Consider the following 26446-nt stretch of genomic DNA (forward strand, 5'->3'; position numbering starts at 1 on the left):
ACAATTTCCTAATTTTATGCTATACGACGCACGAGATAAGGAATATTGTTTCCGGGATTGATGCCTTTTACGTATTTGTTCCACGATGAAGGGAGATTTGGAATGACAGTCCGCCTTGATGCCACGGATCGGAATATTCTCTCAGAACTTCAGGCCGATGCCTCGCAGTCTTTGGAGGAAATCGCCCGCAAAGTGGGGTCATCGAAGACCCCGGTCTGGAACAGGATCAAAAAACTGCGCGGCGCCGGGGTGATCAAGCAGGACACCGTTATTTTGGATCCCGAAGCCTTGGGGCTGGAGGCGTGTTTTTTCGTACTCGTTCGCACGTCAGAGCATGAGGCCGATTGGCAGCAAAGGTTCCTCAGCACGCTGAAGGCGCGTCCCGAAGTGATGGAGGCGCACAGGCTTGCCGGTGATATCGACTACATCCTGAAAGTGCGCGTCACGAATGCACGCGCCTACGATGAGTTCTATCAGGCCTTGATCTCGGAGGTGCGGATTTTCAACGTAACCGCGCTGCTTTCGATGGAAGAGATCAAGTCCACAACGGTTTTGCCGCTCTAGCGACAAACAGACGGCTCAGCGCGTTCCAACTCAATTAAGCGGGCCATTCGGCTCGGTCCGATTTCGCCCATCACGACTGTGCGCCCGACCACGAGGGCGGGTGTCCCTATGATGCCCAATATCTCCGCAAGGGCCATGCTTTGCGAGAGCTGCGCGGTGACCGCTTCGCTGTTCATATCAGCAATCAATTCGTCTGAGGACAGGCCGATGTCGTTGGCCAAATCGCGAATGTAGGTGTCGGTCAACGCAAACCGGCTTCCCATGAGCTTTGCGTGCACTTCGGTGTATTTGTCCTGCGCCCGGGCGGCGAGCGCCAGTTTCGCCCCGAACACAGATCGATCGCCCAAAAGCGGAAGCTCGTGCCATATAACCTGAATGCCGGGGTTGTGGTCCAGACTGTCTAACCGGTCGGACAGGACCCGGCAGTAGGGGCAGTTGTAGTCGGAAAAAGAGGCGATTGGAACGACGCCGGGCGCGGCCTGTCCAAACAAGTTTGCACATAGATTAGGTCTGACATCTTCGATCGGCAGAGCGGCGGCAGACCCGCTGTCCAAACCTATGAAGGGATCGCGTAAGATGCCACTGACCGACCCACCTTCTAGAAAGCGAAATCCGGGGGCACCGGGGATATCCTCAAAGTCGAAACCGCTGGGCCAGAGGTCGATCAACCGGGACCCCGCAGTCTGCCAGCCAACCAACGCAGCACCAATAGCCGTCAGCCCCAAAACAGTCCTGCGTAATGACATCAGGTTTTGCTGATCGCATCCAGTATGCGAACCCAGCTTCGTATCCCTTTGTGAAAACTGGATAAATCATATTTCTCATTTGGGGAGTGGATCTGGTCGTCATCCTTCCCGAAGCCAATCAACATGGCGTCCATGCCAAGGATATCCTTGAAATAGCCCGCAATCGGGATCGAGCCGCCGCATCCAACGTAAGCTGCTGGATTGGGCCATTCGTCGGATAAGGCGCCGCGCGCTGCTTCGAATGCCGGATGCGTCGTTGTCATCTCTGACGCGGGCGACGCGCCATGCCCCTTGAAGCTGACCGAGCAGTCCGACGGCAGCTGAGCTTCCACATGCGCCCGAAAGCTTTTGCGAAGCGCATGGGGATCTTGCCCCGGCACAAGGCGGAAGGAGATCTTGGCCGAAGCCTTCGAGGGTAGAACCGTCTTGAACCCTTCGCCCTCGTAGCCCCCTGAAATACCGTTCACCTCACAGGTGGGACGAGACCAGATCATCTCGAGCCCCGTTCGTCCCTGCTCGCCTGCGGCCACGCCCAAACCGACCTCGCCCAGAAACTCCGCATTTGAAAACCCAAGGTCGTGCCACTGTTTGGCGATGTCCTCCGGCAATTCGGCGACGTCGTCGTAGAAACCCGGTACCGTAATCCGGCCGGTCTCGTCATGAAGGCCGGCGATGATCTTCGACAGCACTCGGATCGGGTTCATGGCAATCCCGCCATACATCCCCGAATGCAAATCCTTGTTGGGCCCTGTAATCGTGATCTCTTCGCCCAGAAGGCCGCGCAAACGCGTCACAATTGCAGGTGTCGCATCACCGAACAATCCTGTGTCGCAAATCAAGGCGACATCAGCGGTCAATTCATCCGCGTTGTCCGTCATGAACGGGACGAGTGAGGGGGATCCGCTTTCCTCTTCCCCTTCGAAAAAGATCGAAACCTTAGTGGGCAGGCTGCCATGTACCGCGACCCATGCGCGACAGGCCTCAACGAAAGTCATCAATTGGCCCTTATCGTCGGATGACCCACGGCCTCGGATTACCTTTCCTTTTGGCGTATCTTCCACCTGCGGCTCAAAAGGCGGTCGATCCCAAAGGTCAAGTGGATCAACGGGTTGCACGTCGTAGTGGCCGTAGAACATGACATGGGGACCGCCTGTGTCCGATCCGTGCGCCATGACCATTGGATGACCGGGCGTTTGCCGCTTGGAAGCGTCAAATCCGATAGACTGCAAATCAGCGACCAACCAGTCTGCCGCGTGGACACAGGCATCCGCGTGGGCGGGATCGGTGGAGATTGACGGAATGCGCAGCAACTCTTCCAGACGCGCAGTTGCCTGCGGCAAGGCCTCGTCTACTTGTGCAAGAACCTGTTCCAAACTCATGTCGTCCCCCAAACGTGATTTATCCACAGACCGTAGCAAGGCAAAATTGACTGTCCAGCCCAAATGATCGGCTGGAAAGACGGTGCACAATCGAGTACGTGAACGGCGGTGAAAAAGGAAATCTCGAAATGTTCATGCGCTTTGCAATAAATCTTTGCCTTTGTGTCGGTTTGCCTGCGGTAGCAGCGGCGGAACCGATGACTTTCAAAGAGGCCCGGAAAGCGTTTGGTCGGGTGGAGAAGCCGGTGGCGATTGTTACGAATGTCGACTGGCTCGACCAGAAGCAAGAGGAAATTCTGGCCGCGTTGGTCTCCAACATTCCCTATTTTGGCGCGATCGCCCTGAACAAGGATGAAGGACTGTTCGTGGACTGGCTGCAGGCCGCCGCGCAACACCATGACGCGGCCGCTGCGAGATCGGCAGCCTTGGCCCATTGCGAGGCCAGCAAGAAACCTGGATCTTCCGCCTGCATTGTTGTTCTTGAGGTCCGCGCCGCAGGGCAGGGCGAGCAGACCCTGAGCGCACCAGCAGCTGAGGCGTTGCGCACCGAGTATCGCAAATTGCGCGCGCCGAAGGCATTCGCGATATCGCGAAGTACCGGAAATTTTGGCTTTGCGAGGGGCGATGCGGAAGCCGCTTTAACGGCATGCGAGACGGCTGGGACATCCGCAGATGACTGCACGGTTCTGGTTGCTGACTGATGTGGTGGCAGATGAATGTATCGTAAAAGCGACGGTAAAAATTCATTAATTTGTACCAGTCGCGGCAAATTGTAGCCTGTCACATCATCATAACGGTTTATATACGGTGCCAACCGCATAACGAAGGTTAGTTTTATGTCCTACGACGCCGCGCTCGACACAGCCTTGAAACGCCTGCGTGACGAGGGTCGCTATCGGACGTTTATCGACGTCGAACGGGCACGCGGCAATTTCCCGAATGCAGTATGGACGAAGGAAGATGGCAGCACGCAAGACGTGACCATCTGGTGCGGCAACGATTATCTTGGGATGGGGCAACATCCGGTGGTGTTGGCCGCGATGCATGAAGCGATTGATGCAACTGGTGCTGGATCCGGTGGCACACGCAACATCTCTGGCACGACGGTCTATCACAAACGGCTCGAGGCAGAACTTGCGGACCTCCACCAGAAAGAAGCAGCACTGCTTTTCACCTCGGCTTACATCGCCAACGACGCAACTTTGTCGACCCTGCCGAAACTTTTTCCCGGACTGGTGATCCTGAGTGACAGTCTTAACCATGCCTCAATGATTGAAGGTATTCGGCGCAATGGTGGTGCGAAGCGGGTCTTCAAACACAATGACCTGGATGACCTGCGTGTCCAATTGCAGTCACTGCCCGCGAACACCCCGAAACTGATTGCTTTTGAGTCAGTTTACTCGATGGATGGTGACTTTGGTCCCATTGAAGCGATCTGTGATCTGGCGGATGAATACGGCGCCCTGACGTATATTGACGAAGTTCACGCGGTCGGCATGTACGGCCCGCGCGGTGCCGGTGTAGCCGAGCGGGACGGCCTGATGGATCGCATTGATATCATCAACGGAACGCTTGCGAAGTCCTATGGCGTTATGGGGGGATACATCGCCGCTAGTGCAAAAATGTGTGACGCCATAAGATCTTATGCGCCGGGGTTCATCTTTACGACATCGCTGCCGCCTGCTGTTGCTGCAGGTGCTGCGGCGTCTGTAGCGCACTTGAAGACGGATCAAGCGCTGCGTGATTTGCACCAACAATGTGCAGCGACGTTGAAGTTGCGCCTCAAAGGTCTGGGCCTTCCGTTGATCGACCACGGCAGCCATATTGTACCTGTTCATGTGGGCGATCCCGTAAAATGCAAAATGATTTCCGATAGACTGCTGGAGGATCATGGGATCTATGTTCAGCCTATCAATTTCCCGACTGTCCCTCGGGGAACAGAGCGGTTGCGGTTCACGCCGTCGCCCGTCCATGGCCCCGACATGGTCGACGCTTTGATCGATGCAATGGATGACTTATGGTCACGCTGCGCCCTTAATCGTGCGGAGAAAGCAGGTTAGCACCGAACAACGGGTGCACGCATTCATCTTTATGTGATACCTTTGTAGCTAAGGTGCGGCATTCATGGGGCGAATCGACCGTGCTTACGATAAAACGGGACATAGAACGGGCAGAACGGATGTTGGGGCGTACACCACCCTCGAAATCTGAGTTTACGGAAGACCTGCACAGCGAACCGCTGCGTGGGTTCGATGATTTCGAACTTCAACTGGGCGATATGATGCGCGGCGAGCGGGCGACGCTCGGCAAATCGCTTCTTGACGTGCAGCGCGACCTCAAGATCAAAGCGACATACATCGCAGCTGTTGAGAATGCAGATCCGTCTGTGTTTGAAACACCCGGATTTATTGCTGGCTATGTCAGATCCTACGCACGATATCTTGGGATGGACCCGGACTGGGCGTATCAGAGATTCTGCGCTGAAAGCGGTTTTCAAGGTGTTGACGGGATGGCGAAAGGCACAATCGGTGCCAAGCCACAGCCAAAATCCGAAAGCCGGATTGGTAAGGACGACCCCGTACTTGGATCAATGACATCATTCACTCCCGTCAGCGAAAGCATCTTCTCGCGGATCGAGCCAGGGGCAATCGGATCCGTCGCGGTTTTGATCGGGCTGATCAGCGCGCTTGGGTATGGCGGTTTCTCGGTTCTTCAGGAAATTCAGCGCGTGCAATTCGCGCCCGTAGATCAGACGCCCGGGATAACCTCTCAAGTTACCGACTTTGCGGGTGCGTCCGGGATGAGCGATCCGACTCTTCTGGCAACCAACGCCACCGAGAATGTGACACAACCATCTGCCGATGCGTTGGACAGGCTTTATCGCCCTCAAGCCTTGAAGGCACCAATTCTGACAGCGCGTGATGGACCCATCGCGACCCTTGACCCAAGATCAACGGGTGCGCTGGTCGACGCGGTGCCAGAAGTTGTGATCAACACGGTTTCTGCTGATCCCCGTGTATCCCGAACTGTTGTCGCGACCGCGAGCCCATCCCGTGTGCAGGTTGTCGAGCCTCAGGGACCGGAACTTGCAATCTTCGCCGTGCGCCCCGCATGGGTGCGCGTCGCTTCAAGCGATGGGACAATTCTGTTCGAAAAAATTCTGGATGCGGGCGAGCAATACATTCTGCCTCAAACAGACACCGCGCCAATTTTACGGGCCGGCAATTCTGGCTCGTTGTATTTCAATGTGCAGGGCAAAGCCTATGGACCTGCAGGATCCGGAACGACGGTCACCAAGAACGTCAGTCTTGCGGCAGACGCCATTACGGAAAACTACGCTCAAGCTGATTTGACAGCTGATCCCGAGTTGTCGGACGTGCTGACCGCCATGGCCGAAGCATCAGTGCTTGGCGCGGAAACGGAAACCGAGACAGAGACGCAGCAATAGACTGACAGTTTGATTGCGGCGCAGCGGCACTCCACCTATATCTGAGCCAGGTTCAGCAGCAGACGGGTCAGCGCTTCATGTCACTTCATGCAATCCGCCCATGGCGTCAGATCGACCGTCGTAAATCCCGCCAGATCATGGTCGGTACGGTTCCTGTCGGGGGCGATGCACCGATCACTGTTCAAACGATGACCAATACCGACAGTTCCGATGTGAGGGCCACGGTCGAGCAAGTGCAGGCCTGCGCGGAGGCGGGCGCTGATATTGTGCGCGTTTCCACACCGGACGAGGCAGCGACGAAAGCGCTGAAGGACGTTGTCGCCGAAAGCCCGGTTCCAATTGTGGCTGACATTCATTTCCACTATAAACGCGCGATTGAAGCCGCCGAAGCCGGGGCGGCGTGCCTTCGGATCAACCCCGGTAACATCGGCGATGCCAGCCGTGTGCGAGAGGTCATCAAGGCGGCCAAGGATCACAACTGTTCAATCCGCATTGGTGTGAACGCTGGCAGTCTCGAAAAACATCTTCTCGAAAAATACGCCGAGCCGTGTCCCGAGGCGATGATCGAAAGCGGTCTGGATCATATCCGCATCCTCGAGGACAACGATTTCCAGAACTACAAGATCAGTTGCAAAGCGTCCGACGTTTTCCTTGCCGCCGCTGCCTACCAAGGGTTGGCGGAAGCGACGGATGCACCTATCCACCTTGGCATTACAGAAGCGGGTGGACTGACCTCTGGCACCATCAAATCCGCCATCGGGCTGGGCAATCTGCTTTGGATGGGCATTGGCGACACCATTCGCGTTTCCCTCTCCGCAGATCCCGTGGAAGAGGTGAAGGTCGGCTACGAAATTCTGAAGTCTCTGGGTTTGCGCCATCGGGGCGTGAACATCATCAGTTGTCCGTCCTGCGCGCGGCAGGGTTTTGATGTGATCAAGACGGTATCAACGCTTGAGGATAGGCTGGCCCATATCAAGACGCCCATGAGCCTGTCCATCATCGGATGTGTGGTCAATGGTCCCGGCGAGGCGCTGATGACGGATGTCGGGTTCACCGGCGGTGGGGCGGGATCCGGCATGGTCTACATGGCGGGAAAGCAGAGCCATAAGATGAGCAATGATCAGATGGTAGATCACATCGTCGAGCTTGTTGAAAAACGCGCTTCCGAGATTGAAGATCAGCCCGACGTGGCGGCTGAGTAAACAGGAATTTCAAAGGCCTGATGTTAAAATACGTCCTCATTCTCGTCGTTCTGCTGCTCGTCGCTGCAATGCTTTATGTGCGCTTTGCGCCGATAGAGACTGCATCATACCATGTCGATCCGGGCAGCATTGCCCAAAGCGGGGCGGACGGTCAGTTCTCTGTTGCACCTGGTGGGGATCTGGAGCCGCAGATTTACGAAAGATCGCCAGCCGAGATTGCCAGCGCACTTGAAACAATCATTGTCGATACGCCGCGCACCAGACTTGTTGAAGGGGCGCTCGCCGATGGGCAGGCAACGTATATGACACGATCGGCCCTTTGGGGTTTTCCGGATATAACGACAATCCGGCTCGAAGAGCAGGATGGCAAAACGCAGCTCACCGCAATCGGACGGCTGGTCTATGGCCAAAAGGATTTCGGGGTTAACGAGGCGCGTGTCAGATCTTGGATTGATGCTCTAGGTGATCCCTAAGATCAGGAAGAAACGCACCCACCCGACACTTCACGCCATATCGGGTTGTTTAATGACATTTCACAGCGTGCCATAAAAACCCGTCCTCCAACGGCCAGACACCGCAACTCCCCAAGTTCAACCCGGGTGCCTTGTTTGTCGGTGCAATAACACTCGACTGTCCGACCCGACGGTGAGGTTACGTCAGCAACAAGCGGAGTTGCGGAAAAAATCGCTATCAAGACCAATTTACGCATTGAATTAGTCTAGCACACTTGACCCCGGCGCGCCAAGTTCGCATCACGCCGTGATGGTTCCTTTAGAAAAACTACGACAGATCACCGAGCGGTTTGAATTTCTCGAAGCGCAACTTGCCTCAGGCGCGGTCGAGAACATCGCGACAGTCAGTCGGGAATACGCGGAGTTGAAGCCCGTGGCCGAAGAGGTCGCGGCCTATCGTCAATTGTTGGCAGATATCGAAGACGCGCAGACGATGTTGGCAGATCCCGAGATGAAAGTATTAGCCGAAGAAGAACTTCCGGCTCTTAAAGCCCGGTTGCCAGAGGCTGAGGCGTCGATCAAACTGGCGCTTCTGCCGAAGGATGCAGCAGATGCCAGGCCTGCAATGATAGAAATCCGGCCGGGAACGGGCGGGGACGAAGCCGCACTGTTCGCCGGCGACCTGCTGAACATGTACCGCCGATATGCGGAAAATCACGGCTGGACCTTTGATATTATCGAGGAACAAGCCTCGGATCTGGGCGGGATCAAGGAAGTGACGGCCCATGTGAAAGGCCTGAACGTTTTTGCCCGGCTGAAATACGAGAGCGGCGTCCATCGGGTTCAACGGGTCCCGGTTACTGAAAGTGGTGGGCGTATCCATACCTCCGCGGCGACCGTTGCGGTTCTGCCCGAGGCCGAGGAGGTCGATATCGACATCCCGGCGACGGATATACGTATCGATACGATGCGCGCCAGCGGGGCAGGCGGCCAGCACGTGAATACGACCGACTCCGCGGTCCGCATCACCCATATTCCCAGCGGGATTGTCGTGACCAGTTCCGAGAAATCCCAGCACCGAAACCGTGAGATCGCCATGCAAGTTCTTCGAGCGAGGCTCTATGATCTGGAGCGCCAAAAGATTGATGACGCACGCTCTGCGGATCGGAAATCTCAGGTCGGGTCCGGCGACAGGTCCGAGCGCATCAGAACCTATAATTTTCCGCAAGGCAGGATGTCGGATCACCGGATCAACCTCACGCTCTACAAGTTGGATCAGGTGATGCAAGGCGACTTGGATGAGGTGATCGACGCGCTCGCTGCCGACGCGCAAGCGCAACTGTCGGCGGAACAAGGTCTCTGAGGATGCCGGTTCCCGTAGAGCCCTTATTGCGGGATGCGGCTCGACGTCTGGAGATCGCAGGTGTGCCAACGCCCGAAATTGACGCCAGCGCGCTTTTGACAGCGGCCGCGAGATCTAGAACAGCCGCGACCGATACCGTCTCTGATGAAGCCGCCCGGCTCTACGAACAAATGATCCAGCGCCGTCAACGGAGGGAGCCGGTGTCCCACATCAAGGGCACCCGCGCGTTCTGGAACCATGATTTCATCGTGACGCGCGATGTGCTCGACCCCCGCCCGGATACTGAGACTTTGGTTGAACTCGCACTGCATCACCCGTTTGAACGTGTTCTGGATCTGGGAACAGGATCTGGATGCATTCTGCTCAGCCTAATGGCTGAAACAGGGGCTTGCGGGGTCGGCGTCGATATCTCCGATGCGGCGCTGGAGGTCGCACGTCACAACGCTGCGGCGATCGGTGTCACGCCCACTCTTCTAAAAAGCGATTGGTTTTCGGGTGTCGATGGAACGTTTGATCTGATCGTCGCCAATCCGCCCTATGTGACAGCAGACGGCTACCTTACGCTGGAGCCGGAGGTTCAGACATGGGAACCACGCATCGCCGTAACGCCGGGCGGTGATGGGCTGGATCCGTATCGTATCATCGCAGATCAACTGGGATCCTATCTGTCGCCCCTGGGGCGGGTTCTGGTGGAGATTGGATATGACCAAGGCGACGCCGTGAGCGGGATCTTTGAAGCGGCTGGACTGCGCAATATCAGCGTTCATCGGGACCTTGGGGGTAAAGATCGCGTCGTTCAGACCAGAAGTCATGCGCAAAGCGCCGCCGATGGGTAGAATAAGCTTGCAAATCCCCTGCGCTGCTGATTTTGTAAGTCGCGTAAGACAGTGACGCGTTAGCGTCCCTTACACTTAAGCCAAAAATAAGGTCTCGATCCTAGTCATTGGGACGCCGCAGAATGAAGCGGAAAGGATCGAAGAGAAGACCTCAAGTCAAAGGCTGGAACCAGTTACACATGAGATCATCGAAGTCACGGTCGCGGGGTAAGAACCGCAGCAATAACAACAACCGTTCCATGGGCAACGTCATGAACCGCGTGTTCGACAGCTCTGGCCCGGAAGGCAAAGTGCGCGGGACACCGCAACAGATCATTGATAAATATCAAGGTCTTCATCGGGATGCGCAATTGTCCGGTGACCGTGTGGCGGCTGAGAACTTCGCCCAGCACGCAGAACACTACACGCGACTTCTCAGCGAAGCGCAGCGCGAGCAGGAGGCCCGGCGCGAAGCGCAGGAGGCCCAGCAACGCGAACGCCAGAAAGAGCGCGACGCGGCGCAAACCGACCAGTCGCCACAGCAAGGCGATGCACCCTCCACCGAGGTCCAGCAGCCCGGTGAGGCGTCTGACGCATCGTCCGAACAGTCTCAACCACGTCGGCCCCAACGCGGCCGCCGCCGTGAGACCCAGCAGGAACCTGCGCAACCCGCGCCGGCGGGTGAAGGTGATCAGCCGGATGTGATCGATCTTGGCGCTGATGCCGATAGTGGCGACAGCGGTTTGGTCGAAACTGTTGAGGCCGCCGCACCAGAAAAGAAGCCCCGCCGCGCCCGCAAACCGAAAGCGAAGCCGCAAGAAGCCGAAGCTTCAACAGATACACCAGAACAGCCTGCCGCCGAATAATCGGCGGCTAGGCCTTGGCAAATGCGCGAGCCAGCGCACAAAATTGCTCAAGTCCGATCTGCTCTGCGCGCTCCGTCGGTGAGATACCGGCGGACACTAATAGTGTTTCGATATCCGGATGCAGGCCTTTAAGTGAAGACCTCAGCATTTTTCGACGCTGATTGAATGCCGCTGCGACCACGCGGGACAGGACAGCGGCGTCAGCTTCGAACCGCGGAGCCGGTAGGCGGGTCAGATGAACGACTGCTGATTTAACCTTGGGGGCAGGAACGAACGCCTCCGGCGGCAGGTCCATGACAATCCGGGCGTCGCAACGCCACTGGGCCAAGATGGCCAGGCGGCCGTAGGATTTCGATCCGGGGGGCGCCACGATCCGCTGCGCAACTTCACGCTGAAACATGAGGGTTAGGCTTTCCCACACCGGAGGCCAGATGTCAGGCGTCAGCCAGCGAACCAGAAGCTCCGTTCCGATGTTGTAAGGCAGGTTCGCCGCGATGCGGATGGGCGGCGTCAGATATGCCAGCGGATTGATCGCTAACGCGTCGTCGTTGATAACGTCAAGTCTGCCTGGATATGCGTCCGCTATCTCGGCCAAGGCGGGCAGACATCTCGCGTCCTTCTCCACCGCCAGCACTTTTCGGGCGCCTTCGGCCAGCAACCCGCGCGTCAAACCGCCGGGGCCTGGACCGATCTCAAGCACATCGCAACCGCTCAGATCGCCGGCCTGTCGCGCGATTTTGGCCGTCAGGTTCAGATCCAGCAGAAAGTTCTGACCAAGCGCCTTCTTTGCACTCAACCCGTGGGTCGCAATGACCTCACGCAGCGGGGGAAGGGCATCTATCTGTGCCACTGGATCACCCTCGCTTGCAGGCCATATCCCAAGCCATTCGCAGTGCCGCGATCAGGCTGGTGGGATCGGCAATGCCGCGACCGGCGATGTCGAACGCTGTGCCATGATCCGGGGATGTCCGAATAAAGGGAAGTCCAAGGGTCACGTTCACGCCGCTCGCAAAATCAATGGTTTTGATCGGGACGAGCGCCTGATCGTGGTACATGCAAATCGCGGCATCGTAGCCCGCCCGTGCGGGGCCGTGAAACATCGTATCCGCAGGCAAGGGCCCACGGATGTCCATGTTTCGCGACAGCTCTTCGATGACGGGTGTGATAGTTTCAATCTCTTCACGCCCCATCACACCACCTTCGCCAGCATGGGGGTTGAGACCAGACACGGCCAGTCGAGGCGCTGGAATACTGAAATCCCGTTGAAGCGCCACGTGGGTGATCTGGATTGTTCGGCGCAGCAAATCTTGTGTGAGCGCCCGCGGAACGTCCGCCAGCGCAATGTGGATCGTGGTCGGAACCACCCTCAGTTCGGGGCATGCCAGCATCATCACCACCTGATCCACGTCGGCCAGCGCCGCGAGATATTCCGTGTGGCCGGGATAACCGAAGTCGGCACCGTCTTTCAGTGCCTTTTTGTGGATCGGTAATGTGCAAAGGGCGGAGGCTTCCCCGTTAAGTGTCAGTTCAACGCCACGCGCGATCACGTCGATCACACCTTGCGCGTTTGTCGGATCTGGCGCGCCGGGTTTTGCTGTGCCGGCAAACGGATGAGGCAAAACCGGCAGCGCATCTGATTGCGCGACCTCCGAGAGGGCATTTATCTGTGCAATCGGGCCGTCCATATGCGCAGGGTCGGCGATCAGCGCGAATGGAACCTCGCCCTTCAACGCTTCAAACGCCTTTTGCGCAAGTTCCGGCCCGACGCCCGCCGGTTCACCACAACTGACGATAACGGGGGCTGTCATCCCTCGACGATGATCGCGTCTGCGCGCAGTTCTTCGAGATAGCTGTCCGCGAAAGAGGTCAAACGACGTTGGAAAATCTGTTCGCGGGTTTGCGCACGCAGATCAATGGCCTCGCCATCCTCGTTTACAGGGACATCCACCGTCCGGGCGCAAAGCTTCAGATAGAGACGAAATGCACCGTTTTGCCGGGTCAGCGCGGCGGAGCTTTCATCAGGATCAAGACGCGCGAGTTCCAGTGCGATGTCCGCAGGCACCTCTGACGCGGGCAAGACATCCCGGGTAAACTGGCCGTCTGCCATCGATTGAGCAGGTTCGTAGAGGTCGTCGCATGTGTCGTAGAGTGCATCGTACCGCCCGGCCTGGGACAGATCGGTGCCACCAGCGGTTGGGATCAGGATACTGACATACTCCAACGCGAGGGTTTCAGATGGTGTGCCGTCCGTTTCCTCAAGGTCGCGGAGTTGGAAAATCGCAATGCCGGGACCAAGATTGACCGGTTCTGTCACTTCACCGGGGGCAAGTGTCAGAACCTGACCTCTGAGGGCAGGGGGCAGGCGTCCGATGGGCAACCAATCCAGTCGGCCCCCACGCGCGCGGGTCGGGGTGGCAGAGTATTCGCGCGCGGCGGCCGAAAATGCCGCTTCGCTTTCGATGGTCTCAGACAGGCGTTGAACAAGTGCGCGCGCCTCGTCCTCTCGCCCTTCGCGGATGGGAACAATGATTTCCGACAGCAGAACACGCACACCGCCACGGCTTTGGGTGGAGAGTGACAGCGCACGATCAAGTTCCGCATCGCTTACAGCGACCCGCGGACCGAACCGCCCGCGGACAAGCTGACGCCATGCGATGCCGGACGACACAAAATCGCGAAACGTTTCTTCCGGGACGCCGCGATTGGCAAGCTCGCTGATGAATTGGTTCGCTGACAGATTTGCGCGGCCCGCAAACTCTTCCATACCGGCGCGGATCTGCTCTGGGGTTGCCGTGATCCCGGCGGCGCGCGTCGCGCTTTCCCGCAGGCGATCTTCGATAAGTTGCTCTCGGGCCAACTCGGTCAGATCGCCCGGTGCGCGCAACAGGGTCAACAACGCGCGCCGCTGATCCACCTCATAGTTTGTGATCGACAGACCATTCACAGATACGGCCGTGGCGAAGGGGCTTTCCTGTCCAGCGGCACCCTGGCCAATGCAGGCAGCAGCAAAGGCAAGGCTCAGCATCAGTGCGAGGCTTGAAAGGCGATTGAAGACGGGGCGAGACGCGTGGCTGTATGTCATGGAGGGCCTGAAGCTCATTTTGTTTGTTATCCGCGGCATTGACGCGTGAAGCTCTTCTTGCTTGCTGAATTCGGTCCGAAGCCCGCGAGTTGAACGGACAGGCTGAAATCAGTCGTTGCCGTTACAATATCCGAAGAGGTGAAGCGGCGCGAGACCGAAAGATTAAGTGCGGTGCATTCGTTTTCAAATCGCAGTCCAAGGCCTGCCCGGGTGGCCTGACCCTGAACGAAATCATGCCGCACGCTGCTCAGGAACGTCCAGTAGGGCGTGATGTTGTATCCGCCGCTCAAGGCAATTTCTGAGGTATCACTTGGACGACCTTCCTGCTCGTCCGCTTCAAGATATGCATAGGTGGAAGACAGGTTGAAGTCTTCGGTATTCCAGCTGAACCGCATTTCATTTCGGGAAAACGTCATGCCGTCGTCAAACACGGCGCGGTTTATAAGGTTCAATTGCGTGCCAATCTTAAGCTGGGCTGCGACCAACCAGTCGCTACCACGCCCGTCCAGACCAGTAGAGGACCGGAACTGTTCCCGTCCTTCATCCCGTAGAATACGACCCACCGTTAGTCCAAGGGACCAACCGTCAGGATCATCACGTGTGTAGGTTACCCCCAAGTTCAAACGCGCCCCTTGCTCCTGCGCATCGGCACCCGGAAAACGGTTGAAGCGAAATAAGTTCGCTTCGTCAAATTCCACCAAAAGGCTGTCATCATTGGCGACATCCCGGTCGCCGTCGTCTGACCATGCAAGCTGAACGATGGGTTCCAGAAGATGGGTGGCGAAGCGGCCTTGTTTCAGCATGGGCCAGCGCACCTCAAGCGCGGTGTAGGGTGTGACCTCTACGGTATCGCCAAAACCGACACGGTTTTCCTGCCGGATCTCATAGACGTCTGTCCGCAGTTCTGTCTGGCCAGCGACGATCATGCCATTGCTGAGTTGCCAGTTGCGCCGCCAGTCCGCGATGGCGGAAACGCGCATCACGTCCCGCGCAAACCCGCTGAATGTCAGGTCTTCGTCGGACCTGCGGTAAGAGCCACTTGCTTCCAATTCGACAGATGCAATGCCGCCGATGCCCATCGGCTTGAAGCGGCGTGTGATGCTGGTGTCGCCCAGAACCGTCGGGATTTCGGAGCTGTCCTCGTCTTCCCGCAAGGACTTGTAGTAAACCAGTTCGGCGGTGATCAGCTCTTTACGCGTGGCGCGCTCGACGCTGACGGCGCTGTCGAGCCGGTCTTTGTCAGAGAAACCGTAGACCAAAAGATAAGCAGGGTCCGATGTCAGCTCTAAATCGAACTTCCCGCGAAATCCGCGTGGTGCGGCGAACGTGCCATCCGCAAAGAGATAGCTGCGCACACCGTCTTCCAAGTCATCGCGGGTCACGGCTCCCCGGGCTTCGACCTCCGCGTACCGGAATTTACGCCGGTACCGGCCATCCAGCGTGTAGGAGCCTTTTGTGGTGACCCAAGGTGCAATCGTCAGGTCTGCGTGATCGCCCAACGTGAAGAAGTAGGGAGTACGGACGCCGACACCGATATCGCCATTTGACCGAATCTGTGGTGTTAGAAATCCATTCGCGCGCCGGATGGATGGATCAGGCAGACGCAGATAGGGCGTGTACAGCACTGGCACACCCAATACCCGCAGGCTGGCATCGTTGAAATAGATCTGCCGCGTCTCACTGTCGTATATAATCCGGCGGGATCTGATTTCCCAAAGAGGCACAGGGTCCTCATCGCAGATGTGGCAACTTGATGCGACGGTCTTGTAGAACTGTGTGAACCGGCCGTCGGTTAGGGCAATTTCATTTGCTGCGACCTGCAGCTGTTCCGAGAACACGAGACGCGCGCTCTTCAAGACACCGGCCTGCAGATCGCCCGACAAGCCCGCCTCATCCGCGACAATGACAGTGCCGTCAGTGTCGACAAGATAGAGCGGTCCCTCAATCGTCAGCTGATCAGTGACCCCGTTATAGCTTATGGCCTGCGCCCGCAAACGCACGCCATCGTTGAGCACTTCGACATTTCCAGCGGCCCGCAAAACCTGCGTTTCGCTCGAAAATGTCACTTCGTCGGCCACAAGGGTGGCTGTCTTCACCTCGACCGTTTGTCTTTGGGCGACCGCCGCGCCTGACCAAAGCACACACGCCAAAATGCAGAGAATTCGCCGCATCAGCCATCCTCCGTATGGAGGAGGAGACCCACAGACATGAAGATCCCCGCGAGAGGCGGTGCCCAGGCTGCGACAATCACGGGGATCTGACCGTTTTCACCTAGAACCTGCGCAAAATTCCGCAAAAAGTAGATCGAGAACCCCATCAAAACCGCAAACAACACCATCAATCCCGTCTTTCCGAACCGGGTATGACGCATTGTGAACACCGCGCCAATCAAAACCATTGCGGCAAAGAGCACCGGATTTGCCAATTCCATTTGTAACCACACGCGGTGCTGCAGGGCCGAGAAGCCGGCTCGGTCAAGCTGACGGATAAACCGCGGCAGTTCCCACACCGGTATCGCGCTTGGAGTGCCAAAACTGTCGCGAATTTGGTCTTGGGTCAGATCAGATGGAATGCGCAGTCTCTCGTGTTGGACTGAGCCGCTTTCAGGATTGATCGGCGCATTGAAGGTCCAGCGCTTTGCCTGTGACAACTGCCACGCCCCGGGGTTCAGAACGGCCTCTTGCGCCTCTATTCGGTACTGTGCGGCGCCTTCATTGTCGAAGCCGTAAAATGTGACATCAAAGAATTTGGTTCCATCCAGATTGGCGCCACCCGCGCGGATCACGATCTGTCCCGCAAAACTGGCCTGGCGTAGCCATAGCCCCTGATCCGAGACGGAACTGACACTGCCCTCGCCGGAATAACGCGTGGCGACAACTTCGAACTGTTTGCCGGTTGCAGCAACGATTGGGTTCAAGACGGCAATTCCGAAAACGCCGAAAAGCGCCGCGGTCAGGATTGGACCGAAGAGCGACCTAAACGCCGACCGACCCGATGCCCGTGTCACGACCATCTCGGACGTGCGCGCAAGGCCCAAAAACAGGGAGATCGTAGCGAGCACGATCAGAAGCGGCAGCATTCGATAGAGTGTGCCGGGAGAATTTAAAAGCGCGAGTTGCGCCGCCTCCAACAGTCCAACGGCGTCACTGTCAAAGCGGCGCAACTGCTCGACCATATCGATCAGCACGACGATGCCAAAAAACACGCTGAACACGATGAGAAAGGACGATGTGAACCGGCGGGCGAAATAGAGATCAAGCTTCATGCCATCTGCGCCTCGGCTTTTCGGTGCCGCACCCGGCCCGAAAACCACATCAACGTTACAGCAACGAGGAACCCGAAAAGTGGCGCCATGTATGCCAGCCAGAACAAACCGATGTCGTCTCGTGCGATATCTTCGGATGTGTTCGCAATGATCTGGGTGAAAATAACCAATACGACAGCTGCAATCACTTGTCGCCAAACACCAAATCGCGAAAAACCACCCACCAGAAGCGTGGAAAACCCGATCAGGGGAACCGCAATGGATAGTAGAGATTTTGCGAACCTATCGTGGGCCTCATAGCGGAAGGTTGCGCGGTCTCCGCGTGTACCTGACAGGTCTGCTTCGGTTGGGTTCAGAAGCACGGCTGTCGGCAATTCCCGCACATCGCGGCGCTTGCTGCCGCCGCCCGACACCAGCCCCGCAATGTCATAGGTGAAATCCGTAAAGGCAACGGTGGAAAGTCGCCCGACCTCGGGTTGGAATGTCTGCGCAAGACCGTCAAACATCACTAGGCGGGGGCCGCCATCGCTGCGCACGATAAGTGCCCGTTTTGCGGTATAGGTCGTGACCGCCTCCGGCACGCGGCTGTCTTCCAGAAACAGCTCTTCGAGTTCGCCCCGTTCCGTGATGTTTTGAATGTAGAGAGCCACGTCATCGCTCGGATGCATGAAGCGGCCTTCTTTCAAAAAGCGTGCAGTGACGTCGCGGCTGACTTCCTCGCTGCGGCCTGCAAGCTCGGTTCGGGCAGCTGGCACGAGGATATGCCCCAAGACGGCGACAAGAACCGCGACAACCAGACCGAAGTAAAGCACCGGCCGGGCGATGCGGAACGCACTGGCGCCAGATGTCTGGAGCACAACCAGCTCGCTTTCTGACGCCAATCGGTTGGTCACGTAAAGCGCCGCGACGAATCCTGAGATCGGTAAAACCACAAGAATTACATAGGGCAACGTGAGCAGCGTGAATTCCAAGAAAACGAAGGCGGATTGCCCATCGCTGATTAGGTCGTCGAACAGGCTGAGAGCCCGGTTGACCCAGTAAACCGACACCAGGATGAGGGAGAAAAATCCGAACAGGACCAAAAGCTGCGACAGCATATATCTGTCGAATCGTGCCACATGTCCCCCTTCGTTCTCTTTTTCGCGCCGAAGCTAGCGCAAGCGGTCCGCTGGGAACAGGGGGTTCTGGTCATCGGCGCAGCCCCGCGCTAGCAAGGGGCAACGCGCATCATGGAAAGGCTCTTGGATGACTACCCCCACCGCACTTCGTTTCATCGAAACCGATATTGAACAGATCAAGGATGCCCCCGGTGTCGTTGCGATTTTTGTGCCAGAAGGTGGCAGTCTCGATGTCACCGGGCGCAGGGTGAACCGCCTTCTGCGGGGGGCCGTTGCCCGCCTGTGCGAGGACGAGGCCTTTGAAAAGCTGGAGGTTGGTCAAAGTGTTTCGTTGGCGTGGCCCGTGAACATGGCCGCCGAGAAGGTGGTGGTGGTCAAACTGGCACGCCGTCCCACGGTAGAACAGGCCCGGAAAGCGGGCGCGACATTGGCCAAGACCAAGGGCGGCAAACCCATGATGGTGCTGTGTGGCAACCTGCGTCGCGCGTCCGATGTGGCCTTGGGGTTGGCGTTGCGCGAATATGATTTCAAGGATCACAAGACCGGAACCAACACAGACCGGGAAGAGGCTGTGTTCATGGTCAATGAGCCTGCCGCGGAAGAGGACGCGGTCGACGCCGTTCGCGCTGTTACCGAAGGGGTCTTCTTCACACGGGATCTGACAAATGAGCCTGCGAACATTCTGACCACGACCGAGTTTGCCAATCGCTTGAAAGAAATGGAAAGCCTCGGGCTGATCGTCGAAGTTCTCGAAGAGAAGGAACTTGAAAAACTTGGGATGCGCACCCTGCTGAGTGTGGGCCAAGGGTCAGACAGCCCAACCAAGGTTGTCGTCATGCGGTGGGAAGGTGGCAAAAAAGATGCCCAGCCCTTCGCGCTTGTCGGCAAAGGCGTTGTGTTCGACACCGGTGGTATTAGCCTGAAGCCCGCTGCTGGCATGGAGGATATGACCATGGATATGGGCGGGGCTGGCGTGGTCTCTGGCGTCATGAAAACCCTCGCCATGCGCAAATCGAAGGCCAATGTCGTCGGGCTTGTTGGCTTGGTGGAGAACATGCCGTCGGGCAATGCGACCCGGCCCGGCGATGTCGTTACCTCAATGAAGGGCGATACGGTCGAGATCATCAACACGGATGCGGAAGGTCGGCTCGTTCTGGCTGACGTCCTCTGGTACACGCAGGAGCGGTTTGATCCGATTGGCTGCATAAACCTCGCGACACTCACGGGCGCTATTATCATTGGTTTGGGTCACGAGAACGCGGGTGTTTTCTCGAACAATGACGCGCTTGCGAATTCTTTCCTGAAAGCTGCTGATGCCGAGGAAGAGGGCGCTTGGCGGATGCCCATGGGCAAGGCTTACGATGATCAGCTCAAGTCCCGCATCGCGGATATGAAGAATGTCGGGGGCAGGCCTGCGGGGTCGATCACCGCGGCGCAATTCCTGCAGCGCTTTATCAAGCCTGAGACGCCTTGGTGCCACCTTGATATTGCCGGTGTTGCTTCAGTGAAGTCAGAAACCGCCTTTGCCCCCAAGGGTGCGACCGGGTGGGGCGTTCGGGCGCTCAACCGGTTGATTGCGGATAATTTCGAAACGGATGAGTGAGGTCTTCTTTTATCACCTGACGCGTCAGCCCCTTGATGCCATTCTGCCCACGCTCTTGAACAAAGCGCGCGGGGCGGGATGGCGTGTCGCCGTGCGGGGCGTGTCCGCAGATCGGATGGCTTGGCTGGACGAAAAGCTCTGGGCGGTCGAGGGGTTTCTTCCCCACGCCCAGGCGGGCGGACCTTTTGATGGGGAGCAACCGATCCTTCTGACGACAGAGGCCTCCGCCGCCAATTCCCCGGAATGCATAGTATCTGTGGACGGTGCCGACCTGGCGCCCGAAGATATTAGAGCCGTGACGCGGGCTATGATCCTTTTTGACGGCAACGATCCCGATGCGGTCGCGCATGCCCGGACCCAGTGGAAAGCGGTGACCGAGGCCAAGATCGCGGCGAAATACTGGTCTCAGGACAGTGGGGACTGGCAGATGAAGTCGGAATACAAGCCAGACTAATTATCGCTCGAGGACCAGACGGTCACCTGCAATTTCGATCCGCCCAAACCGTCGCAGATATGTCATGCCCAAGAGGGAGGTATCCATCGCCCCCTCATTGACCGACACCCGCACACGTCCGTCTTCGAACGGTCCGAGGCGCACATCGTCCAGAGTTGCGCTGGCCGTTCTGACCGATCCGTTCGCCGTTTGCGCCTGACCCGAGAAAATCAATGAGTCTGGGTCAATGCCGACACGGCGCGCGTCTTGAAGGCTGAGAACCACTTCCGTCGCGCCTGTATCCACGACGAACTCGATTGGCACCTCGCCCACATCCAGTGTGAGGTAGAAATGCCCATCGGGCGCGCGGGGCACCTCTATGCTGCCGGTCTCTACCGAAACCATTTGTCGGCCCAGGACCTTGTCGCGATTGTCTTGCCAAAGGGCGACACCGGCAATTGCGCCCACAAAGATCAGACCCCAGAGTGCGGCATTGCGGGCAAGCTCGCCCATCTTGTTACGGTTGGATACCAGATAGTATCCAACGATCACGCTGCCCAGCAACGCGAGGTAGAGGAAGGAGGCGATATCGTCGCCGCTCATACGCCCAAAACTCCTGCATCTCTCAGTCCGTCGAGTACAAATTGAACCGACAGCGCGGCCAATAACATACCCAGCAGTCGGGTGACCACCTTGATCCCGACATCGCCCATGAGACGTTCCATCACCCCGGCCATAAGAAATAGTAAAAACACAACCATTATGACGGCCAGCATCACCGCGTGTAGCCCGGCGATCTCAAGAGCACCCAATTCCGGCGTCCCCGTCAGCAATATCATCGTGGCCATCGCACCGGGTCCCGCGATCAGGGGCGTCGCCAGTGGAAAAACCGACGGATCGTCTTCATTTGCATCCGCCTGATCCTCACGCCTCTGCGTGCGCCGTTCAAACAACATATCCAGGGCGGTTGCGAACAACAGTATACCACCGGATATGCGGAATGCCGCCATCGAAATTCCTATGAATTCCAACACGGCTTCGCCTGCAAGGCCGAACAGTGTCAGAATGCCGAAGGCGATGACGCAGGATCTAAGCGCGATGCCCAACCGGCGGCGGGTGTCCATGCCTTGGGTCAGCGCCACAAACATCGGTGCCATGCCGATGGGATCGATCACAACAAAAAGCGTCACAAAGGCCGTGATATAAAACGCGGGATCCATGGTTATCCTCTGGGAGCCCGCATCTTGATCAGCCTTCAGCCCGTTCCAGACGGTCTTGCGCTTTAAGCCAAAGGGCCTCTGCCCGGTCGATACCTTCCATCACCTCTGCGTATTTCTTTTGATAGGTCTCGCGCTTGGCTGCGTTCTCTTCTTCGTAGATCTTCGGATCGGCAAGACGCTTGGCAAGCGTATCCTGCATCTCGGCAAGCTTTTCAACGCGTTGCTCGCATTTTCGAACCTCTGACCGAAGCTCAAGGATATCTTCGCGCGACGCGCGCTTAGGCTTCGGTTTTTCCTTGGTGGGCTTGTCGCTCGTGGACAGTAAGAGCTTGCGATAGCTTTCGAGATCGCCCTCATACGGCGCAACGCGCCCGTCTTTCACCAGCCAAAGCCTGTCGGCCACCAGACTGAGCAAATGCATGTCGTGGCTCACTAGGATCACCGCGCCGGAATAGGCTGTCAACGCCTCGACCAGCGCTTCGCGACTTTCGATATCCAAGTGGTTCGTCGGCTCATCGAGAATAAGAAGATGCGGCGCGGGCAGGGTGGCCAGAAGCAGAGAAAGTCGCGCTTTTTGTCCGCCTGACAGTCGACCGACCTTTGTATCCGCTTGGTCCGCGCCCAGCCCGAAGGACGCCAGCCGTGCCCTCAGCTTGGCCTGTCCCTCGTTCGCCCGCTCCTTGATCAGGTGTTCGAGGGGTGTCTGGTCGACATTCAGCTCTTCCACTTGGTGCTGCGCGAAGAACCCAATCCTCAGCTTTGAGGATGACGTCATCCGCCCGCCCATCGGCGCCAACCGATCAGACAGCAGCTTGGACAGGGTCGACTTACCCTCGCCATTGCGGCCCAAAAGCGCGATGCGGTCATCTTGATCAATGCGCAGGTTCAACTTTTCCAGAACCGGCGTACCATCATAGCCCACTGCGACGCTTTCAGTGTTGATGATCGGGGGTGAGAGTTCTTCCGGTTCGGGGAAAGTGAAAACCACACGCGCCGCGTCTTCGGGTGGCGTGATCGTCTCCATCTTTTCAAGCATCTTCACCCGGGATTGCGCTTGCTTGGCTTTCGACGCTTTGGCCTTGAACCGATCCACGAAGCTCTGCAAGTGGGCACGCCGCGTTTCCTGTTTCTTGGCCTGCGCGGCCTGGACGGCGCGTTTGGCCGCGCGTTGGCGGGCAAACTGATCGTAGGGCCCGGAATAATAGGTGAGTGTCTTGTTTTCGAGATGCAGGATCGCATTCACAGCGCGGTTGAGAAGTCCGCGGTCGTGAGAAATCACGATGACTGTGTGGGGATAGCGGCCCAGATAGCTTTCCAGCCACAACGCACCTTCGAGGTCGAGATAGTTTGTCGGCTCGTCAAGCAGCAGCACATCCGGCGCGGAAAACAGCACGGCCGCCAAGGCCACACGCATGCGCCATCCACCCGAAAAGGCCGAGCAGGGCTGTTTCTGCTCAGCGTCGGTAAAGCCAAGACCGGACAAAATGGACGCGGCACGGGCCTCTGCCGACCATGCATCAATGTCGGTCAAGCGCGTCTGGATCTCTGCGATGCGGGTGGGGTCGGTGGCGGTGTCAGCTTCCGACAAAAGATCCGCCCGCTCTGTATCGGCTGCCAGAACAGTATCGCGCAAAGACACTTCGTTAGACGGCACTTCCTGAGCCACGCCGCCAATTCGTGCGCGCTCCGGCAAGTTGATCGTACCGCCTTCAAGAACCAGCTCACCCCGGATCAGACGGAACAGCGTCGTTTTTCCGGTGCCATTGCGCCCAACCAGACCGACCTTGTGCCCGGCCGGTATCGTCGCGGATGCACCTTCCAAGAGCGTGCGTCCGTCCACCGAGTATCTGAGATCTGTAAGGCGTAGCATAAGCGGCGGTGTCGCTTACCGCAGAAGGGGTGTCAATCGGCGATCACATGCGGCCAGGATTATCCCGCGTCGCGTCGGGCTGCCTGCGGGTGTGGTGGGTGTCATTGCGCAACTGGCAGAACCGCAAGCCAGCGTCAGGGGCGACAAGATTGCCGAGGTCGAAGGCGGCTACAATCTCTCATCTATCGTCGCTTTCCAACGCGGAATTGCCATGTTAGAGGCTGCGCGAAATCATCTTGAGGAAAGTTCCCGTCATGGCCATTCAACGCACATTCTCGATCATCAAACCCGACGCAACCAAGCGGAACCTGACGGGCAAGATTGTCGCCAAGTTCGAAGAGGCGGGCCTGCGCGTTATCGCCTCCAAGCGCATCCATCTGACCAAAGCACAGGCCGGTGTGTTCTATGCCGTTCACAAAGAACGGCCATTCTACGACGAACTGTGTGAATTCATGTCATCCGAGCCGATCGTTGTTCAGGTTCTCGAAGGCGAAGATGCCATCGCAAAGAACCGTGAAGTGATGGGTGCGACAAACCCCGCTGAGGCAGCTGACGGAACCATCCGCAAGGAATTTGCGCTGTCCATCGGCGAAAACTCGGTCCACGGATCGGATGCACCGGAAACAGCCGCCGAAGAAATTGCTTACTTCTTCGCAGGTCTCGAACTGGTCGGCTAAGGCAGATCAGGAAGTCTTGTGGGGTCGTTCTGTTCTGACAGAGCGGCCCTTTTTTCTGTCGCATCGATCTTTGCGAGATGAGCTTTCAGCAGCGCCACATTGCGCAGGTTTGCCTTCCATCCGAAGTCGAAGATGTCGCCGATCAGGGGGATCGTACCGATCGCCCAGTCAATGCCAACGTTTCCGGCCATGCGAACAAGCAAGCTGCGCGGCGCGCCGTGTTGGTGCGCTTTGCCGATGATGTAGCCCGCAGGGAGCAGGGCTGCCGTATCGCCGATACCCGGCACGATGCCCAATATAGTATCAAGCCCAAGTCTGAGGTTGGTGCCCGGAATGCGAACCAGCGCATCCATGCGCATCGCCAGCTTTTCCAGCGCTTCAATATCAGCCTGTCTATCCATGCGATCCAACGCGAGATCTCGTTCGATGGTTCCTGAGCAATGATCTGGCTGCATTCCTCTCACGTGGTGTGTGAACGGGCGTATTGCAAATCCCTAGCGTTTGAAACTGGCCCTGTATTCCGTCGGTGACAGCCCCATGTGATCCCGAAATGCCGCGTTGAAGCCGGACAGGGACCCGTAGCCCACCTGGTGCGCGATTTCTGTCACGGATGCTTCGGTCATGGCCAACATCTCCACGGCGCGAACAATTCTGATCCGGCGCAAAACCTCGCGCCATGTCATGCCCATCTCCGAGGAGAACCGCCGCGCCAGCGCTCTGGGCGACTGGTTGGAGGCCTTTGCAATCGCGGTGAATGTCGGTGCGCCATGGGCTTGATCCTCCGTCAATTGAACCGCACGCAGAAGCGCCGGTGACGACGGAGACGGCAACACACATTTGCTGGGGGATTGTGCCAGTTTCAGGACGACCTCTGCCAACGTTGTAAACAGCGTCATGGCGTAGACTGGCAGTGGCCCACCGTCCGGGCCGAAATCACGACATTCGCGGATCAACTCATGTGCCAATGGCGATAGGTCAAAAACGCAAAGCACTTGGGGCGGGGGTGACATAAAACTTGGCGCAAAAAGAACCGAGGCCGACGTGAGTTGCGACAGGATCGTGATGGTGACCTCTTCGTTCGCCTGGATCAACGCGGCCCGCGCGGGTGGCAAGGTCCATCGTTGGCCCTGAGCCTCAAGACGCAACGTGCCTTCAAGCGCGTAGAGGAGGTAGTGCCGTTCCATCTGAAACGCCGATGGACCGGACGGGGCGAACGTCTTGTGAAAGCAGTAGGCGGGTGGCTCCATCGGGTTAGGTTACGCCTTCGATCAGCGTAGCGTCAAAGCGCTTGCTCACGGGGGGCCCGATCATAAGCGGGCGCAATGCATTGCCAAGTGCTGCAAAGGCAGGTGAGGCGATGTAGGCCGAAAAGCTTTCCCGTGTATCCCACTCGTGGATGATCCCAACGCAAGTATGGTCCGTCGGATGCAGGAAGGGGATGAACGTCTGGCATCCTGCCATAGCACAAACGCCCTCGGCTTCAGCGATGAGCGCTTCGAGGGCGGGGCTTCGGTTTTCGGGCGCGAGCTTGAACGTGATATGAGCGATCAGCATGGGTTTCCTCAGGGTTTGGTAAAAATGTAGCCGAGACTTGTGCGACTTGGCGGACCGCATTTGAAGTCATGGGTCATTTGATGGGTGAGCCCGGCATCCAGTGCCATGTGAACAATCTGTTCTGGCGCAAACCAGCGGTGGCGAAACCGGATCCAGATCAGCCAGTTGCACCAGTGGGGCTTAGAGATCACGAGGAAGAGTTTTCCACTTGGGCGCAGACCTCGCGCAAGTATCGAAAGTGCTGTCCACGGATCTGCGAAATGCTCGAAGACATGTGCCGCAAGAATGGCGCAAAACCCATTATCCGGATCGAAACCTTCTAGGCTGCTGTTGACCAAGCGCGGGCAAAGGCCGCTTCGCGCAAATTGATTTCTTGCATGCTCAAGCATGGCCGCAGAAGGATCGAGCAGCGTGAAATCAGTGCTTCCATTCTGGGCAATCCACGACCGTGCAAAGATCCCATCGCCGGTGCCGACATCCAGAACTGGTCCGTCCGGGATAGTATGTCCGGACAGAAAATCTTCGTAAGCTGTCCCGTACCCAAGGCGAGCGACCTGCTTGCCCCATCTCGGCGCGGCGCGGTCGTATGTTCCGGCGATATCCATGGGCTTTTCTTAAGAGCGACGATCACTGTCGCACTACAGTCGGACAGCCGATATCTGCCGCGAAACGGCCCATTCTTCATAGAGCGCCTCAAAACCGCGCATTCAGGCTGAAATAGCGAACGCTGCAGACCTCTCGCGCGTAATCCGCCAGTTTTCATTGACTCCTACCAAAATTCGAGCGCAC

General features: G+C 57.6%; 27 protein-coding genes. 12 read left to right on the plus strand and 15 right to left on the minus strand.

Annotated features, from left to right (window positions below):
- The first annotated feature begins 102 nt into the window (after positions 1-102).
- The gene (locus tag KIN_RS05475; RefSeq protein WP_159804913.1) at positions 103-564 is read left to right on the plus strand and encodes an Lrp/AsnC family transcriptional regulator; all 462 of its coding nucleotides are present in this window, start codon (positions 103-105) and stop codon (positions 562-564) included.
- Here the strand turns inward: KIN_RS05475 and KIN_RS05480 are convergent.
- Both KIN_RS05480 and KIN_RS05485 read right to left on the minus strand, forming a co-directional pair.
- Positions 561-1310, minus strand: coding sequence for a DsbA family protein (locus KIN_RS05480; protein WP_159804914.1), 750 nt, complete (start codon positions 1308-1310; stop codon positions 561-563). The two genes, KIN_RS05475 and KIN_RS05480, sit on opposite strands and share 4 nt — an antisense overlap.
- Positions 1310-2689, minus strand: a complete 1380-nt coding sequence (locus KIN_RS05485; protein ID WP_159804915.1) for a M20/M25/M40 family metallo-hydrolase — start codon at positions 2687-2689, stop codon at positions 1310-1312. Before KIN_RS05485 ends, KIN_RS05480 begins: the two co-directional genes overlap by 1 nt.
- 197 nt (positions 2690-2886) lie before the next feature.
- Here KIN_RS05485 and KIN_RS05490 point away from each other — a divergent pair, with 197 nt between their 5' ends.
- The 8 genes from KIN_RS05490 to KIN_RS05525 all read left to right on the plus strand — a co-directional run bounded on the left by KIN_RS05490 (position 2887) and on the right by KIN_RS05525 (position 10835).
- The gene (locus tag KIN_RS05490) at positions 2887-3390 is read left to right on the plus strand and encodes a 5-aminolevulic acid synthase (protein ID WP_159804916.1); all 504 of its coding nucleotides are present in this window, start codon (positions 2887-2889) and stop codon (positions 3388-3390) included.
- Positions 3391-3525: 135 nt separating this feature from the next.
- Entirely contained in the window at positions 3526-4749 is a 1224-nt protein-coding gene (hemA, locus tag KIN_RS05495; protein WP_159804917.1) for a 5-aminolevulinate synthase, read from the plus strand.
- 119 nt (positions 4750-4868) lie between these two features.
- Positions 4869-6137 (plus strand): helix-turn-helix domain-containing protein, encoded by a 1269-nt coding sequence (locus KIN_RS05500; RefSeq protein ID WP_159805394.1) that lies wholly within the window; start codon positions 4869-4871, stop codon positions 6135-6137.
- A 77-nt stretch (positions 6138-6214) separates the two neighbouring features.
- Positions 6215-7339, plus strand: coding sequence for a flavodoxin-dependent (E)-4-hydroxy-3-methylbut-2-enyl-diphosphate synthase (gene ispG, locus KIN_RS05505; RefSeq protein ID WP_159804918.1), 1125 nt, complete (start codon positions 6215-6217; stop codon positions 7337-7339).
- 20 nt (positions 7340-7359) lie between these two features.
- Positions 7360-7812: a DUF1499 domain-containing protein gene (locus KIN_RS05510; protein ID WP_159804919.1), complete on the plus strand. Its 453-nt coding sequence runs from the start codon at positions 7360-7362 to the stop codon at positions 7810-7812.
- Between the two features lie 289 nt (positions 7813-8101).
- Positions 8102-9154: a peptide chain release factor 1 gene (gene prfA, locus KIN_RS05515; RefSeq protein ID WP_159805396.1), complete on the plus strand. Its 1053-nt coding sequence runs from the start codon at positions 8102-8104 to the stop codon at positions 9152-9154.
- Positions 9155-9156: 2 nt separating this feature from the next.
- A complete protein-coding gene (prmC, locus tag KIN_RS05520) occupies positions 9157-9990 on the plus strand; it encodes a peptide chain release factor N(5)-glutamine methyltransferase (RefSeq protein WP_159804920.1) in 834 nt (277 codons plus the stop codon).
- Positions 9991-10169: 179 nt separating this feature from the next.
- Positions 10170-10835 carry a DUF4167 domain-containing protein gene (locus KIN_RS05525; RefSeq protein WP_159804921.1) on the plus strand — a complete coding sequence of 222 codons (666 nt, stop codon included), beginning with the start codon at positions 10170-10172 and terminating at the stop codon, positions 10833-10835.
- Between the two features lie 7 nt (positions 10836-10842).
- Here the strand turns inward: KIN_RS05525 and rsmA are convergent, their stop codons facing one another.
- Genes rsmA through lptF form a run of 6 tightly spaced genes read right to left on the minus strand, consistent with a single transcriptional unit; the run spans position 10843 to position 18300 of the window.
- Entirely contained in the window at positions 10843-11685 is an 843-nt protein-coding gene (rsmA, locus tag KIN_RS05530; RefSeq protein ID WP_159804922.1) for a 16S rRNA (adenine(1518)-N(6)/adenine(1519)-N(6))-dimethyltransferase RsmA, read from the minus strand.
- A 4-nt stretch (positions 11686-11689) separates the two neighbouring features.
- Positions 11690-12643 (minus strand): 4-hydroxythreonine-4-phosphate dehydrogenase PdxA, encoded by a 954-nt coding sequence (pdxA, locus tag KIN_RS05535; protein WP_159804923.1) that lies wholly within the window; start codon positions 12641-12643, stop codon positions 11690-11692.
- Entirely contained in the window at positions 12640-13935 is a 1296-nt protein-coding gene (locus KIN_RS05540) for a peptidylprolyl isomerase (RefSeq protein ID WP_159804924.1), read from the minus strand. Before KIN_RS05540 ends, pdxA begins: the two co-directional genes overlap by 4 nt.
- Before the next feature lie 8 nt (positions 13936-13943).
- On the minus strand, positions 13944-16088 hold the full coding sequence (locus KIN_RS05545; protein WP_159804925.1) for an LPS-assembly protein LptD: 2145 nt from the start codon (positions 16086-16088) through the stop codon (positions 13944-13946).
- Positions 16088-17182 carry an LPS export ABC transporter permease LptG gene (lptG, locus tag KIN_RS05550; protein WP_159804926.1) on the minus strand — a complete coding sequence of 365 codons (1095 nt, stop codon included), beginning with the start codon at positions 17180-17182 and terminating at the stop codon, positions 16088-16090. Before lptG ends, KIN_RS05545 begins: the two co-directional genes overlap by 1 nt.
- Complete coding sequence (gene lptF / locus KIN_RS05555; protein WP_159804927.1) at positions 17179-18300, minus strand: LPS export ABC transporter permease LptF; 1122 nt, start codon at positions 18298-18300, stop codon at positions 17179-17181. Before lptF ends, lptG begins: the two co-directional genes overlap by 4 nt.
- Positions 18301-18427: 127 nt before the next feature.
- Between lptF and KIN_RS05560 the strand changes: the two genes are divergently transcribed.
- Together KIN_RS05560 and KIN_RS05565 are read left to right on the plus strand one after the other, a co-directional pair.
- Positions 18428-19903, plus strand: a complete 1476-nt coding sequence (locus KIN_RS05560; RefSeq protein ID WP_159804928.1) for a leucyl aminopeptidase — start codon at positions 18428-18430, stop codon at positions 19901-19903.
- Complete coding sequence (locus KIN_RS05565; RefSeq protein ID WP_159804929.1) at positions 19896-20357, plus strand: DNA polymerase III subunit chi; 462 nt, start codon at positions 19896-19898, stop codon at positions 20355-20357. Before KIN_RS05560 ends, KIN_RS05565 begins: the two co-directional genes overlap by 8 nt.
- On the opposite strand, the gene KIN_RS05570 is transcribed toward KIN_RS05565, so the two are convergent.
- Genes KIN_RS05570 through KIN_RS05580 form a run of 3 tightly spaced genes read right to left on the minus strand, consistent with a single transcriptional unit; the run spans position 20358 to position 23426 of the window.
- Positions 20358-20939, minus strand: coding sequence for a retropepsin-like aspartic protease family protein (locus tag KIN_RS05570; protein WP_159804930.1), 582 nt, complete (start codon positions 20937-20939; stop codon positions 20358-20360). It lies immediately after the preceding gene.
- Positions 20936-21556 (minus strand): MarC family protein, encoded by a 621-nt coding sequence (locus KIN_RS05575; protein ID WP_159804931.1) that lies wholly within the window; start codon positions 21554-21556, stop codon positions 20936-20938. Before KIN_RS05575 ends, KIN_RS05570 begins: the two co-directional genes overlap by 4 nt.
- 28 nt (positions 21557-21584) lie before the next feature.
- On the minus strand, positions 21585-23426 hold the full coding sequence (locus tag KIN_RS05580) for an ABC-F family ATP-binding cassette domain-containing protein (RefSeq protein ID WP_159804932.1): 1842 nt from the start codon (positions 23424-23426) through the stop codon (positions 21585-21587).
- A gap of 254 nt (positions 23427-23680) precedes the next feature.
- Here KIN_RS05580 and ndk point away from each other — a divergent pair, with 254 nt between their 5' ends.
- Positions 23681-24103 carry a nucleoside-diphosphate kinase gene (gene ndk, locus KIN_RS05585; RefSeq protein WP_159804933.1) on the plus strand — a complete coding sequence of 141 codons (423 nt, stop codon included), beginning with the start codon at positions 23681-23683 and terminating at the stop codon, positions 24101-24103.
- Here the strand turns inward: ndk and KIN_RS05590 are convergent.
- From KIN_RS05590 to KIN_RS05605, 4 genes are all read right to left on the minus strand, one after another.
- Complete coding sequence (locus KIN_RS05590; protein ID WP_159804934.1) at positions 24100-24504, minus strand: DUF4112 domain-containing protein; 405 nt, start codon at positions 24502-24504, stop codon at positions 24100-24102. The two genes, ndk and KIN_RS05590, sit on opposite strands and share 4 nt — an antisense overlap.
- A 93-nt stretch (positions 24505-24597) precedes the next feature.
- Positions 24598-25350: a helix-turn-helix transcriptional regulator gene (locus KIN_RS05595; RefSeq protein WP_159804935.1), complete on the minus strand. Its 753-nt coding sequence runs from the start codon at positions 25348-25350 to the stop codon at positions 24598-24600.
- A gap of 4 nt (positions 25351-25354) precedes the next feature.
- A complete protein-coding gene (locus tag KIN_RS05600) occupies positions 25355-25657 on the minus strand; it encodes a putative quinol monooxygenase (protein ID WP_159804936.1) in 303 nt (100 codons plus the stop codon).
- Positions 25658-25665: 8 nt separating this feature from the next.
- Positions 25666-26262, minus strand: a complete 597-nt coding sequence (locus tag KIN_RS05605) for a class I SAM-dependent methyltransferase (RefSeq protein ID WP_159804937.1) — start codon at positions 26260-26262, stop codon at positions 25666-25668.
- Positions 26263-26446: the final 184 nt, after the last annotated feature.

It is taken from the genome of Litoreibacter roseus, from assembly GCF_009811795.1.
In the GTDB taxonomy this organism is placed as follows: Bacteria; Pseudomonadota; Alphaproteobacteria; order Rhodobacterales; family Rhodobacteraceae; genus Litoreibacter; species Litoreibacter roseus.